We start from the raw sequence: 12,566 nt of genomic DNA, 5'->3' as shown, positions 1-12,566 counted from the left end.
AGTACCAGTCCTGCGGGAGGCGTGGTCAAGCGTCGTGCCGCCAATGTGGCAATGACCGCCCCGGTGGAATGCCCGACAAGCATGACCTCGCTTTCCGTATGGGCCAGTCGCTGGCACAGCATTTGGGCGATCTCTTCTACACTGCTGTTCGGGCAAGTCCGCATCCAGTCGTAAACCTCGATGGGCATACCGAGCTGTTGAGCAAGTGCATCGAAATTGCTTGGCGGGGTCAAGGTGCCGGGGATCGCAAGGAGCTTTGTCGTCCTGCTGCTGTCACCGCCACGCGACGAGGTCAGCATGGTGGCTTCAATCTTCTGCTGAAGAACAAGGTCGCCATGGTGAGGATGCCCATGGTGCAGGCATACACCGAAACAGGTGTGGAAGAGCCGTATCCTTTCATCAGCGCTGCCGAGATCAAGGGGGCCAGCCCGCCTCCGATGATCGCACCGATGGCATGCCCCAACGCCAGTCCGGAGTAGCGAACCTGTATCGGAAAGATCTCGGCGAAAAATGCCGACTGCGCTCCAAACATTGCGCTGTAACCGAACACGATGCCGAAAACGATCGCCATGAAGACGTAGATGGTTTGGTTGGTGTCCAGCAGCGCAAAGAATACCCAGGCCCATATCGACAGAAAAAGGGCGCCGGCAGCATAGACAGGGCGACGCCCCAGCTTGTCGGATACCCATCCGAAAAACGGGATTGCGTCTGCCACTGCTCAGCGGTTGCATCGACCAAATAGCCTTGTCCAATAAACAGCTCTTGTACCGCAATTTTGTATTTAAGAGAGTCGCCTGTGGCTAGGACGTATTTCACGTCCTTGTGCATGGCGAGCAATTTGGCACCCAGTTCCTGAAACTCATCAACAGTCAGTTCCCCAGCACGTCGCCGCTCTTGGTCTCTGTGAACGCCAACAAGGAAGAGGGCTGCTGCATGGCCAGCCAGATTCGGGGAGTCACCCCTAAGAGTGGTTCTTGGGGCGCCCTTCTTGAGATAAATATCGATTGCTTGGTCAGCACTAACCCCTTGGCGGGCCTCGTAAATAAGTTTGCTGACTTCGGCTTCAAGCCTTTTCCCCTCAAGGGAGGCTGCACGGATGTCCGTGCCCAACGCGCGTTTGAATTCGCTGAGACCGATGGTGTTGCGAACGTCTTTGGGAATGACTTTGCGGAATTGAAGCCCACCATTTGGCAGGCGATAGATATTCGGAGGCAATTTGACCCTTTCGGTCATCAGGGCCTCTGACTGCTTCCGAGCTTTTGTACCTGCCATTTGTACCAACGTAATTCAAAAAGTGCCTGATAGTACGTTAAAACAATGACTTGGGGTAATTGTGGCGGAGGCTGTGAGATTCGAACTCACGGACGGGTCACCCCGTCGGCAGTTTTCAAGACTGCTGGTTTAAACCACTCACCCAAACCTCCTTGCGTGGCAGGCGGGCATGGCGCCCGTCGCACGAGGGCTGCATTATACATCACATCACTTGCTTTGCATCCACCTCGCCATCACCCAACGCACCGGCCCGCGAAGCCCTGAATCAGAACGTTCCCGGATAAGCCCCGCCGTCCATCAACAGATTCTGTCCCGTGATGAACCCGGCCTGCGCACTGCACAGATAAGCGCAGGCATCGCCAAACTCGGCCGGATCTCCAAAGCGCCGCGCAGGGTTGAGCTTGCGGCGCTCGGCCAGCACCTCATCGACCGTACGGCCACTCTCACGGGCGGCGCCCATGGCAGTCGAGCGCAAGCGGTCGGTCTCGAAGGGGCCGGGCAAGAGATTGTTGATGGTCACGTTGTGCGCCACCGTCTTGCGTGCCAGCCCCGCGACAAAACCCGTCAGTCCCGACCTCGCGCCATTGGACAGCCCGAGGATGTCAATCGGCGCACGCACCGCGCTGGAGGTGATGTTGACGATGCGCCCAAAGCCGCGCGCCATCATGCCGTCCACCGTGGCCTTGATGAGTTCGATGGGCGTGAGCATGTTGGCGTCCACCGCCGCAATCCAGTCATCCCGCGTCCACTCCCGGAAATCGCCCGGCTTGGGACCGCCGGCATTGGTGACCAGGATGTCCGGAGCAGGGCAGGCGGCCAGGGCCAAGGCGCGTCCTTGCGGGGTGGTGATGTCGCAGGCGACGGTAGTGATGATGGCGCCGGTGGCGGCGGTTTCTTCGCGGATGGCCTGGGCCGTGGCTTCCAGCGTTTCGGCGCCGCGCGCCAGCAGGGTGACGTGCACGCCTTCGCGCGCGAGCGAGAGCGCGCAGGCGCGGCCCAGGCCCTTGCTCGATGCGCAGACGAGGGCGGTTTTTCCTTTGATGCCGAGATCCATTCTGTCTTCCTTGGCTGAGGGGGATTGCAGGGGCGCACAGGCCGCCAGGACAGCAGGGGCGGGCTGCGCTACACTGTCGGGCCTGACCGGCGGGGCTACTTCTTCATCACCATGTAGATGGCCAGCGCAATGAGGGCGACCACGCCCATCTCCAGCGCAAACACGATGACACCGCTCATGTCAGTCTCCTTTTTTTATCCTTCGATGCGGCCACTGCCATGGGCAGCCGGCCGGCAGAGGCATCACTGTACACCGATGACGGCTTCCTTGTTTTTCTCCGGCGTAGTCAATTTCCTGCTCGGCGGCCTGCTGGGCGCCATGGGCGGTCTGTTTGGCATTGGCGGTGGCCTGATCGCCATTCCGGTGCTGGGCTATCTCTACGGCATGGATCAGCAACTGGCCCAGGGCACGGCGCTGGTGATGATCGTGCCCAACGTGGTCATCGCCTTCTGGCGCTACAAGCAGCGCAACCGCATCGAATGGAGTACGGCGGCGATGATGTGCGTGCCGGCCGTCTTCACCACCTATCTCTCGGCGCGCGTGGCCACGGCGATGGCGGCGCGCAGTCTGCATGTCTGCTTCGCCGCCTTCATGGGGCTGCTGGCGCTGTACTACCTGTGGACCCTGTTGCGCAACAAGCGCAGCGTCGAATCTTCTCTGGTCCTGCCGCGCCGCTGCATTCCGCTGGTGGGCATGTCGGCCGGTGCATCGGCGGGCTTCTTCAGCGTGGGCGGTGCCATCGTGGCGCTGCCCTTGCTGACGGCGCTGTTCGGCGTGACGCAGACGGCAGCGCAAGGTCTGGGGCTGGCGATGGTCACGCCCGGCACACTGGTGGCGTTGTGGACCTATGCCCATGCGGGACATGTGGACTGGTCGGTCGGCCTTCCCATGGCGCTCGGCGGCGTGCTGAGCATTTCCTGGGGCGTGGCGCTGGCGCACCATCTGCCGGAGCGGCGGCTGCGCATTCTCTTCTGCGCGGCGCTGCTGGTGCTGTCGGTCTGGATGATGATCGGCGGCTGAGCCCAACGGTCTTGCCGCGCGCGGCTTCAGGCGCTCTGCTGGTCGAGCAGGGAGACGATCTTGTCCTCTGCATCGGGCCGGGTCATCTCTTCACGGATGAAATCCACCAGGTTGCGCGCATGCGGCGAGAGCGTATCCATGTTCTGGAACACCAGGCTGCGTTCGCGCACGCTCCACGGGTCGCTCAGTTCCACCACCGACAATTGCATGGTCTGCTGATGCCGCTGTGCCGCTGAGCGCGGCAGGATGCCGATGCCGACGTTGGTCTCGATCATGCGGCACATGGCTTCGAAGCTGCGCACCTGGATGCGCAGCTTGAGCCGCTGGCCATGTTCGGAAACGATCTTGTTCAAGAAATGCTGCAAGGTGCTGCCCTCGTGCAGGCCGATGTGTTCGTATTCCAGCGTATCGAGGAAGGGCAGGCTGCCGGCGCCGGCCAGCGGGTGTTCCAGCGCGGTGGCCAATACCAGGCGGTCAGTGGAAAAGTTGAGCACCTGCAGTCCGTCGCCCTGCACCGGTCCGGCGACGATGCCGATGTCGGCCGTGCCTTCCTGAATGCCGCGCAGGATGTCGTGGTTCAGGCGCTCTTCCAGCGCGACGTTGACCTGCGGATGCTTGGCCAGGAACTTCCCCAGGATCTCGGGCATGAATTCGGTAACTGCGGTGGTGTTGGCGAAGATGCGGATGTAACCCTTGATGCCGTTGTTGTACTGCTGCATGTCGCTCTTGAGGTGTTCCACCTGCTGCATGAAAAGCTGCGCATGATGCAGCAGCGTCTGCCCGGCCGGGGTGAGTTGCACGCCCTTGCTCTCGCGATAGAGCAGGCGGGTGCCGAAGCGGGTCTCCAGTTCCTTGATGCGATGGCTGGTGGCGGCCAGCGAGAGGTTCATGCGCTCGGCGCTGCGGGTCAGGCTGTTGAGTTCCGCGATGAGGATGAACAGGCGCAGGTCGGTCAGATCGAAAAGCATGATGTCTCCCGGAAGGATCGCTGAGTTGGCCGAGCGGGCTGAGGACGTGTCGGCGATATCGTTATTGGCCCATGCATGCTACGCCGATTTGCGCCGTTTCATGCGGCCTGATGCAGCTTCGTTGTGCTGCGCCGCCGCAGTTCCTGACCGGGCCTGCCTTCAGTTCTGCGTAAGGCCCCCTTCCAAAAATACAGATTGTCTGCGGCGCGTCGCGGCCACACACTGGCGCCCAACCGATAACGATGCGAGCAGACATGTCCCACCCCGACCTCGATCTCGCCCTGCTGCGGCAGTGGCTGGACAAGACCGACACCCTGCATGACCAGATCAGTCCGGCCCTGGCCGCTGCGCTGGCCGCCACGCTGGATGGACCGCGCCGGCCGATAGCGGGCGATGATCTGCCGCCGCTGTGGCACTGGATTTATTTCTGGAATGTGTGCCGCCAGTCCGACGTGGGGCCCGATGGTCATCCGCAGCGCGGTGGCTTCCTGCCACCGGTGCCCTTGCCGCGCCGCATGTGGGCCGGTGGGCGGCTGCGTTTTGCCGCACCGCTCCCCATCGGCGCACAGGCCGAGAAGGTCTCGCGCATCGCCAGCGTGGAGGTCAAGCAAGGGCGCACCGGGGCGCTGGCTTTCGTCACCGTGCAACACACCATCCGTCATCAAGGCCAGGTCTGCCTGACCGAAGAGCATGACATCGTATACCGCGATCTGCCGCAGCCCGGCGCACCGTTGGTTGAGCCGCGCAGCGCACCCACCGATGCGCTGTGGTCGCGCCGGATGGAGCCGGACCCGGTGCTGCTGTTCCGCTATTCGGCGCTGACCTTCAATGGTCATCGCATCCATTACGACCGCAGTTATGTCACCGAGGTGGAGGGCTATCCCGGACTGATCGTGCATGGCCCGCTGATCGCCACCTTGCTGGCCGATCTGGTGGCGCGCGAGAGACCACATGCGGTCCTGCGCGAATTCAACTTCCGCGCGGTGGGCACTCTCTTCGATACCGAAGCCTTCACGCTGTGCGGCAAGCCCGCAGTCGATGGCAGGAGCGTGGCGCTGTGGGCGCAGAACGAGCGGGGCGAGCTGGCCATGCAGGCGCAAGCCCTGCTGGACTAAACGATATAAATCATTTGAATAATAATTTGGTGGAGACCCTGCATGTCGTATCAAGCCGTTCCCGATGCTCACACCGACCTGCGCGATGCCGTGCGCGACCTGTGCCAGACCTTTGTGCCCGAATACTGGCGCAAGGTCGACGAGGCGCGCGGCTATCCCGAAGCCTTCGTCGATGCGCTCACCAAGGCCGGCTGGATGGCCGCGCTGATTCCGCAGGAATACGGCGGCTCCGGTTTGGGGCTGACCGAAGCCTCGGTCATCATGGAAGAGATCAATCGTAGCGGTGGCAATGCGGGCGCCTGCCACGGCCAGATGTACAACATGGGCACGCTGCTGCGCCACGGCTCCGAGCAGCAGAAGCAGCACTACCTGCCCAGGATCGCCAGCGGTGAACTGCGCCTGCAATCGATGGCCGTGACCGAGCCCACCACCGGCACCGACACCACCCGCATCAAGACGGTGGCGGTGAAGAAGGGCGATCGATACGTGGTCAATGGCCAGAAGGTATGGATCTCGCGGGTACAGCATTCGGACCTGATGATCCTGCTCGCACGGACCACGCCTTTGGAGCAGGTGAAGAAAAAATCCGAAGGCATGTCCATCTTCCTGGTGGATCTGCAGGCGGCGATTGGCCAGGGGCTGGAGGTGCGGCCCATCCTCAACATGGTCAACCATGAGACCAATGAACTGTTCTTCGATAATCTGGAAATTCCTGCCGAGAACCTGATCGGCGAGGAAGGACGGGGCTTTCGCTACATCCTCGATGGCCTCAACGCCGAGCGCACCCTGATTGCGGCCGAATGCATCGGCGATGGTTACTGGTTCATCGACAGGGCCACGGCGTATGCGAAGGAGCGCGTGGTGTTCGACCGGCCCATCGGCATGAACCAGGGCGTGCAGTTCCCGATTGCCGATGCCTATATCGAAATCGAGGCGGCCAACCTGATGCGCTACCAGGCTTGCGCACGCTTCGACGCACAGCAGAACTGCGGCGCCCAGGCCAACATGGCCAAGTACCTGGCGGCCAAGGCGTCGTGGGAGGCGGCCAATGTCTGTCTGCAGACGCATGGCGGCTTCGGGTTTGCCTGCGAATACGACGTCGAGCGCAAGTTCCGCGAGACGCGGCTGTATCAGGTGGCGCCGATTTCGACCAACCTGATTTTTTCCTACGTGGCCGAGCATGTCCTCGGTTTGCCACGGTCCTTCTGAATCCGGCCGATCAAGGGAGTCTCCATGCCGCACGCGCCACGCCCGCTGCAGGGCATCACCGTCATCAGTCTGGAACACGCCATCGCAGCGCCGTTCTGCACGCGCCAGCTGGCGGACCTGGGCGCCCGTGTCATCAAGATCGAGCGTCCCGGCGCGGGCGATTTTGCGCGCGGTTATGACACGCGGGTCAATGGCCTGTCCTCGCATTTCGTCTGGACCAACCGTTCCAAGGAGAGCCTCACGCTCGATCTCAAGGATGAGCAAGGCAAGCGCATCATCGATCAGTTGCTGGCCGGGGCCGACGTGCTGGTACAGAATCTGGCGCCGGGTGCGGCTGCCGGACTGGGGCTGTCGGCCAGGGTGCTGCAGGCGAAGTATCCCGGCCTGATCGTCTGCGATATTTCCGGCTATGGGGAGGACGGGCCTTATCGCGACAAGAAAGCCTACGACCTGTTGATCCAGAGCGAGGCCGGTTTTCTTTCGGTGACCGGCACGCCCGATGAAGTGGTCAAGGCCGGCTGCTCGATTGCCGATATCGCTGCCGGCATGTACGCCTATTCCAACATTCTGGCCGCGCTCATCCAGCGTGGACGCGATGGACGCGGCAGCCACATCGATCTGTCGATGCTGGAAGCGCTCACCGAGTGGATGAGCTTTCCGTTGTATTACGCCTATCAGGGGGCCAGCGCACCGGCGCGCTCTGGGGCGGAGCACGCCACCATCTATCCCTATGGTCCCTTCGCCGCGGGCGATGGCAAGACCGTCATGCTGGGCTTGCAGAACGAGCGCGAATGGAAGGTCTTCTGCGAAGTGGTCTTGCAGGATGCCGCCCTGGCCGGCGATGCACGCTTCTGCAGCAATGCGCTCAGGCATGAGCACCGCGAGGTCTTGCGCCAGCTGATCCTGAGCGTGTTCGCCGACATGACGGCCGAGCAGGTAGTCGCGCGGCTCGATCAGGCGCACATTGCCAATGCCCGCGTCAACACCATGCACGACCTGTGGCAGCACCCGCAACTGGCCGCACGCGAACGCTGGACCGAGGTCGATACGCCTGCGGGCAGGGTCGCTGCGCTCTTGCCGCCGGGCGCCAATGACCGCTATGACTACCGCATGGATGCCATCCCTGCGCTGGGCCAGCATACCGACGCCATCCTGGGCGGGCTGGGTTACGACGCCGCTGCCATCGCGGCGCTGCGTGAACGGGGAGCGGTGTGATGGCGCCGCACATCGGAGCGGCCAGCAGCTACCTCTTCGTACCAGCCAGTCGGCCCGAGCGCTACGCCAGGGCACTGGAGAGCGGCGCCGATGCCGTCATCGTCGACCTGGAAGATGCCGTGGCGCCCTCGCAAAAGGAAGAGGCGCGCGCCACGCTGGCGCGCTGGCTGCAGGGCAATGGCCCGCAACCCCGCCTGTGGGTGCGGATCAACGCAGCCGATACCGAATGGCATGGCGATGACCTGTTGACCTTTTCTGCACCATCGATCGCCGGCATCGTCCTGCCCAAGGCGCAAGAGGCGAGGGTGCTCTCTTGCATTGCGCGACGGCTGGCACGGGGATGCGGCCTGATCGCCCTGATCGAAAGCGCAGCCGGCCTGGCCGCCATGCGCGAGATGGCAGCCGTGCCGGGCGTAGAGCGGCTGGCCTTCGGTTCCATCGATGCCCAGGTGGACCTGGGCATGCAATGCGGACCGGAGGAAGAAGAGCTGATGCATTTGCGTGTGGAAATGGTGATGGCGTCCCGCCTGGCCGGTATTGCGCCGCCCATCGATGGCGTGACTACCGATTTCAATGACGATGCCTTGCTGGCGCGCATGGTGCAGCGGGCGCGCCGCCTGGGCTTCGGCGCCAAGCTGTGCATCCACCCGCGTCAGGTGGCCGTCGTCAGGCGCGGCTTCATGCCCGGCGAAGAGGAGCTGGCCTGGGCCGAGGAGGTGATGGCGGCCGTGCGCGCCGGTGATGGCGGTGCCATTTCGCTCAAGGGTCAGATGATCGACAAGCCGGTGATCCTGCAGGCTCAACGATTCCTGCACGCGGCCGGGCGCTGGTTTGATTGAGCTCGGATCGAGGCGGGCATGGCTCGTGTAATCTAGGCGTTTTCCAACCTGGAGGGAGACGACACCATGAAGATCCATGCCGCCGTGCTGCGCGAAATGACCGAGGTCCAACCGTTTGCGGTAAGCCAGCCGTTGAAGATCGAGGAACTCGACCTCGATGCCCCCGGCCCTGGTGAAGTGCTGGTCAAGATGAAGGCGGCCGGCCTGTGCCACTCCGACCTCTCGGTCATCACCGGGGTGCGTCCGCGCCCGGTGCCGATGGCGCTCGGTCATGAAGCCTCGGCTGAAGTGGTGCAGGTGGGCAGCGGCGTGACCGACCTGCGTGCGGGGGATTTGGTGGTGCTGGTGTTCGTGCCCAGCTGCGGCCATTGCCTGCCCTGTATGGAAGGCCGCCCGGCGTTGTGCGAGCCGGGTGCTGCGACCAATACCGTGGGCCAGTTGCTGAGCGGCCAGCACCGTCTGCATGACGGCAGCGGGCATGTGCATCATCACCTGGGGGTGTCGGCCTTTGCCGATCATGCGGTGGTGTCGCGCCGCTCCTGCGTGAAGATCGAGGCCGACATCGATCCGGTCGAGGCCGCGCTCTTTGGTTGCGCCGTGCTCACCGGCGTGGGCGCGGCGGTCAATACGGCCGAGGTCAAGGCCGGCACCACCGCCGCTGTGCTGGGCCTGGGCGGCGTGGGGCTGTGCGCCATGCTGGGCGCGCTGGCGTCGGGTGCGCGCGAGGTGATCGCGGTCGATCTGCACGACAGCAAGCTGGAGGTGGCGCGCGCACTCGGTGCCACAGCGACCGTCAACGCCCGCGATCCGGACGCGGTGGAGAAGGTCAAGGCGCTCACCCGTGGCGGCGTCGATTACGCCTTCGAGATGGCAGGTTCGGTGCAGGCCATGGAGGCGGCCTATCGCATGACCCGGCGCGGCGGCATGACGGTCACGGCCGGCCTGCCGGCACCGAACCAGAACTGGGCCTTGCAGCAGGTCAGCCTGGTGGCCGAGGAGCGCACCGTCAAGGGCAGCTACATCGGCTCCTGCGTGCCGGTGCGCGACATCCCGCGCTATATCGGCCTGTACCGGGCCGGCAAGCTGCCGGTGGACAAGCTCATGGGCGAGCGCCTGGCGCTGGCCGACATCAATCGCGGCTTTGACCGCCTGCACAGCGGGGAGGGACTGCGCGACCTGATTGTGTTTTAACCCCGGCCGGCCGAGGTCATCGGTCTGCCGGCTTCACCCCCGAGGAGACACGCATGACCATTACCAGAATGCGGGCGGCACTGACCGCCTGCGCCTTTGCCACGCTGGGCCTGTCGGCCACGGCGGCGCTGGCCCAGCAGACCATCGTCATCAAGTTCAGCCACGTGGTGGCCAATGACACGCCCAAGGGCAAGGGCGCGGAACGTTTCAAGGAACTGGCCGAGAAGGCCACCAACGGCCGCGTCAGGGTCGAGGTCTATCCCAACAGCACGCTCTACAAGGACAAGGAAGAGCTGGAAGCGCTGCAGCTGGGCTCGGTGCAAATGCTGGCCCCGTCGCTGGCCAAGTTCGGGCCGCTGGGCGCCAAGGAATTCGAGGTCTTCGATCTGCCTTACATCTTCCCCAACAAGATGGTCTTGAAGCGCGTGACTGAAGGCCCGGTCGGGCAGGGCCTGTTTCAGCGACTGGAGAGCCGTGGCATCAAGGGCCTGGCCTACTGGGATAACGGCATGAAGGTGATGACGGCCAATCGTCCGCTGCACAAGGTATCGGACTTCCGGGCGCTGAAGATGCGCATCCAGTCCTCCAAGGTGCTCGATGAACAGTTCCGCGCACTCAAGGCCAATCCGCAGGTGCTGGCGTTCTCGGAGGTGTACCAGGCCATGCAGACCGGTGTGGTCGACGGCAGCGAGAACACGCCCTCCAATGTCTACACGCAGAAGATGCATGAGGTGCAGTCCAACCTGACCGTCTCTGACCACGGCTACATCGGCTATGCGGTGATCGTGAACAAGAAATTCTGGGATGCCCTGCCGGCGGACGTGCGCAGCCAGCTCGAGGGCGCCATGAAACAAGCCACGGTCTACGCCAACCAGATCGCCCAGAAGGAAAATGACGATGCCCTGGCGGCCATCAAGGCCAGCGGCAAGACCAGGGTCTATACGCTCAGCGAGGAAGAAAAATCCGAGTGGCGGCGCTCGCTGCTACCGGTGCACAAGAGCATGGCTCCGCGCGTGGGGCAGGATCTGATCGATGCGATTTATAAGGAAAGCGAGGCCGCAGGGGTGAAGATGCAGTGAGCCCGATGGCCGCACAGGCGCGCAGGACGGCCGGCAGCGATGCGGGCCGTTTTTCATTGCGCTGCGCGCAGGACAGAAAAACTTATTTTTTCTTGCGTTCGCGGATGTATTGCTCGGCGGCTGTCACGGCATTCTGCAGTGCTGCCATCTTGGAATCGCCTGGCTTGAAATCGCCGAATTCATGCGTGGTGCGGTCCGGGAAGTCGATATGGACGAAGGCAGTCCATTTGCCATCGGTACGCAATACGGGAGTCAGTTTGATCGTCGCGTCGGAATACTTGCACGCGATGGCGCCTAGAGTGGTAGACATCTTGCTTCGAGGGGGGGGGCGGCGGCCAGCTCTGCGGTGGCCGTCGCCATAGGTTTTGTATGGCAAATCGAAGTGCCATCATGCCACAGTCGGCGCAATCTTGCCGCAGCCGCGCAGCCGTCTTTACGCGCATTTACGAGCCACCCTCTTGACGGCAGGCGTTCTGCCCCGAATGGAGTTGGCCGGTGCGGGCCGCCCCGTCTGTCCCGCGATGGCCGATACGCGAGTCAGCGGGCGCGCAACATCAGGTCCAGGTTCTGCACGGCGGCACCGGAGGCTCCCTTGCCCAGATTGTCGAACACCGCGCACAGCAGAATGTGGCCCTCGGCAGCGTTGCCGAATACGCCCAGCGTCATGTCATTGCTGTCGTTGTGGCGGGTCGGGTCAAGCTGGGCGGTTGCGGCGCTCTGTTGGGCATCCAGCACCGCGACGTGGCGCATCCCGGCGTAGTGCGCCTGCAGCGCGGCGCGCAGGCTCTCCTGTGTGACGTGCGCCGGCAGCAGGCGCGTCTGCAAGGCAATGGAGAGGACGATGCCCTGGCGGAAGGCACCGTAGCTGGGCACGAAGATGGGCCGCTGCGACAGGCCCGCGTAGCGTTGCATCTCGGGCGGATGCTTGTGCGCCAGCCCCAGGCCGTACAGCACGTAGGGCGCGGCCTCGGCGGCAGCGGGGCCTTCGTACTGTTCGACCTGGGCACGGCCGCCGCCGGAATAGCCGGAGACCGCATGGATGGTCAGCGGATAATCCGCCGGCACCAGGCCGGCCTGCACCAGCGGACGCAGCAGGGCGATGGCACCGGTCGGGTAGCAGCCGGGATTGGTGACCCGCAGCGCATCGGCAATGGCTTGCGGCTGTCCAGCGGCCATCTCCGGGAAGCCATACACCCAGCCCGGCGTGACGCGATGGGCTGAGCTGGCGTCGATCACGCGCACGCCGGGATTCTCGATCAGGCTGACGGCCTCGCGCGCGGCGGCGTCGGGCAGGCACAGCAAGGCGATGTCGGCGCTGTTGAGGGCCTCGGCGCGGCGCCGTGCATCCTTGCGCTCGGCAGCCGGCAGGGTCAGGATGCGCAGATCGTTGCGGCCGCGCAGGCGTTCGTGGATCTGCAGGCCGGTGGTGCCTTGGTCGCCATCGATGAAGATCAGGGGAAGAGTACTCACGGTTTGCTCCAATGCAGGGATGGGCGCCGAGGAAAAACGGCCGGCGCTTGCCGAAGAGCTGCATGGTGCGCGCAATCGTATAATTGGAAAAGTTGAATATCACAAAGAGATCGTTCAGTTTTCCTGAATGTCGC

13 protein-coding genes and 1 tRNA gene are annotated in these 12,566 nt (G+C 63.5%); 8 read left to right on the top strand and 6 right to left on the bottom strand.

Annotated elements, in window-relative coordinates; all coding sequences use genetic code 11:
- Positions 1-292: 292 nt before the first annotated feature.
- Entirely contained in the window at positions 293-715 is a 423-nt protein-coding gene (locus AACH55_RS14810; RefSeq protein WP_338715355.1) for an MFS transporter, read from the bottom strand.
- A 218-nt stretch (positions 716-933) separates the two neighbouring features.
- Here AACH55_RS14810 and AACH55_RS14805 point away from each other — a divergent pair, with 218 nt between their 5' ends.
- Positions 934-1,245 carry a hypothetical protein gene (locus tag AACH55_RS14805; RefSeq protein WP_338715354.1) on the top strand — a complete coding sequence of 104 codons (312 nt, stop codon included), beginning with the start codon at positions 934-936 and terminating at the stop codon, positions 1,243-1,245.
- An 89-nt stretch (positions 1,246-1,334) separates the two neighbouring features.
- Here the strand turns inward: AACH55_RS14805 and AACH55_RS14800 are convergent.
- Together AACH55_RS14800 and AACH55_RS14795 are read right to left on the bottom strand one after the other, a co-directional pair.
- Positions 1,335-1,424 (bottom strand) — tRNA-Ser (locus AACH55_RS14800).
- Positions 1,425-1,537: 113 nt separating this feature from the next.
- Entirely contained in the window at positions 1,538-2,326 is a 789-nt protein-coding gene (locus AACH55_RS14795) for an SDR family oxidoreductase (protein ID WP_338715352.1), read from the bottom strand.
- A 255-nt stretch (positions 2,327-2,581) separates the two neighbouring features.
- On the opposite strand from AACH55_RS14795, the gene AACH55_RS14790 reads away from it, so the two are divergent.
- The gene (locus AACH55_RS14790; protein ID WP_338715350.1) at positions 2,582-3,346 is read left to right on the top strand and encodes a sulfite exporter TauE/SafE family protein; all 765 of its coding nucleotides are present in this window, start codon (positions 2,582-2,584) and stop codon (positions 3,344-3,346) included.
- Positions 3,347-3,372: 26 nt separating this feature from the next.
- Here the strand turns inward: AACH55_RS14790 and AACH55_RS14785 are convergent, their stop codons facing one another.
- A complete protein-coding gene (locus AACH55_RS14785) occupies positions 3,373-4,314 on the bottom strand; it encodes a LysR family transcriptional regulator (protein ID WP_338715348.1) in 942 nt (313 codons plus the stop codon).
- 254 nt (positions 4,315-4,568) lie between these two features.
- On the opposite strand from AACH55_RS14785, the gene AACH55_RS14780 reads away from it, so the two are divergent.
- The 6 genes from AACH55_RS14780 to AACH55_RS14755 all read left to right on the top strand — a co-directional run bounded on the left by AACH55_RS14780 (position 4,569) and on the right by AACH55_RS14755 (position 10,962).
- On the top strand, positions 4,569-5,429 hold the full coding sequence (locus AACH55_RS14780) for a MaoC family dehydratase N-terminal domain-containing protein (RefSeq protein WP_338715347.1): 861 nt from the start codon (positions 4,569-4,571) through the stop codon (positions 5,427-5,429).
- Positions 5,430-5,471: 42 nt separating this feature from the next.
- Positions 5,472-6,638 (top strand): acyl-CoA dehydrogenase family protein, encoded by a 1,167-nt coding sequence (locus AACH55_RS14775; protein ID WP_338715345.1) that lies wholly within the window; start codon positions 5,472-5,474, stop codon positions 6,636-6,638.
- Between the two features lie 24 nt (positions 6,639-6,662).
- Complete coding sequence (locus tag AACH55_RS14770; RefSeq protein ID WP_338715344.1) at positions 6,663-7,853, top strand: CaiB/BaiF CoA-transferase family protein; 1,191 nt, start codon at positions 6,663-6,665, stop codon at positions 7,851-7,853.
- Positions 7,853-8,692, top strand: a complete 840-nt coding sequence (locus AACH55_RS14765) for a CoA ester lyase (RefSeq protein ID WP_338715342.1) — start codon at positions 7,853-7,855, stop codon at positions 8,690-8,692. The genes AACH55_RS14770 and AACH55_RS14765 overlap by 1 nt, the downstream gene beginning before the upstream one ends.
- A gap of 66 nt (positions 8,693-8,758) precedes the next feature.
- Positions 8,759-9,883, top strand: coding sequence for a zinc-dependent alcohol dehydrogenase family protein (locus AACH55_RS14760; RefSeq protein WP_338715341.1), 1,125 nt, complete (start codon positions 8,759-8,761; stop codon positions 9,881-9,883).
- Positions 9,884-9,936: 53 nt separating this feature from the next.
- Complete coding sequence (locus AACH55_RS14755; RefSeq protein ID WP_338715340.1) at positions 9,937-10,962, top strand: TRAP transporter substrate-binding protein; 1,026 nt, start codon at positions 9,937-9,939, stop codon at positions 10,960-10,962.
- Between the two features lie 82 nt (positions 10,963-11,044).
- Here the strand turns inward: AACH55_RS14755 and AACH55_RS14750 are convergent, their stop codons facing one another.
- Together AACH55_RS14750 and argC are read right to left on the bottom strand one after the other, a co-directional pair.
- On the bottom strand, positions 11,045-11,272 hold the full coding sequence (locus tag AACH55_RS14750) for a hypothetical protein (RefSeq protein ID WP_338715339.1): 228 nt from the start codon (positions 11,270-11,272) through the stop codon (positions 11,045-11,047).
- Positions 11,273-11,499: 227 nt separating this feature from the next.
- The gene (argC, locus tag AACH55_RS14745) at positions 11,500-12,432 is read right to left on the bottom strand and encodes an N-acetyl-gamma-glutamyl-phosphate reductase (protein ID WP_338715338.1); all 933 of its coding nucleotides are present in this window, start codon (positions 12,430-12,432) and stop codon (positions 11,500-11,502) included.
- Between the last annotated feature and the right edge of the window lie 134 nt (positions 12,433-12,566).

The sequence above is a fragment of the Herbaspirillum sp. DW155 genome (assembly GCF_037076565.1).
Lineage (GTDB): Bacteria > Pseudomonadota > Gammaproteobacteria > Burkholderiales > Burkholderiaceae_D > Herbaspirillum.
Note: the sequence above shows the minus strand (reverse complement) of the source record. Positions and strands in the feature narration are given on the sequence as shown.

Excerpts from the sequence above, each read along its gene's own strand:
- AACH55_RS14805 (WP_338715354.1), top strand. The coding sequence starts at position 934 with ATGGCCAGCCAGATTCGGGGAGTCACCCCTAAGAGTGGTTCTTGGGGC.
- AACH55_RS14795 (WP_338715352.1), bottom strand. The coding sequence starts at position 2,326 with ATGGATCTCGGCATCAAAGGAAAAACCGCCCTCGTCTGCGCATCGAGC.
- AACH55_RS14780 (WP_338715347.1), top strand. The coding sequence starts at position 4,569 with ATGTCCCACCCCGACCTCGATCTCGCCCTGCTGCGGCAGTGGCTGGAC.
- AACH55_RS14775 (WP_338715345.1), top strand. The coding sequence starts at position 5,472 with ATGTCGTATCAAGCCGTTCCCGATGCTCACACCGACCTGCGCGATGCC.
- AACH55_RS14785 (WP_338715348.1), bottom strand. The coding sequence starts at position 4,314 with ATGCTTTTCGATCTGACCGACCTGCGCCTGTTCATCCTCATCGCGGAA.
- AACH55_RS14750 (WP_338715339.1), bottom strand. The coding sequence starts at position 11,272 with ATGTCTACCACTCTAGGCGCCATCGCGTGCAAGTATTCCGACGCGACG.
- AACH55_RS14790 (WP_338715350.1), top strand. The coding sequence starts at position 2,582 with ATGACGGCTTCCTTGTTTTTCTCCGGCGTAGTCAATTTCCTGCTCGGC.
- AACH55_RS14755 (WP_338715340.1), top strand. The coding sequence starts at position 9,937 with ATGACCATTACCAGAATGCGGGCGGCACTGACCGCCTGCGCCTTTGCC.
- AACH55_RS14760 (WP_338715341.1), top strand. The coding sequence starts at position 8,759 with ATGAAGATCCATGCCGCCGTGCTGCGCGAAATGACCGAGGTCCAACCG.
- AACH55_RS14770 (WP_338715344.1), top strand. The coding sequence starts at position 6,663 with ATGCCGCACGCGCCACGCCCGCTGCAGGGCATCACCGTCATCAGTCTG.
- AACH55_RS14765 (WP_338715342.1), top strand. The coding sequence starts at position 7,853 with ATGGCGCCGCACATCGGAGCGGCCAGCAGCTACCTCTTCGTACCAGCC.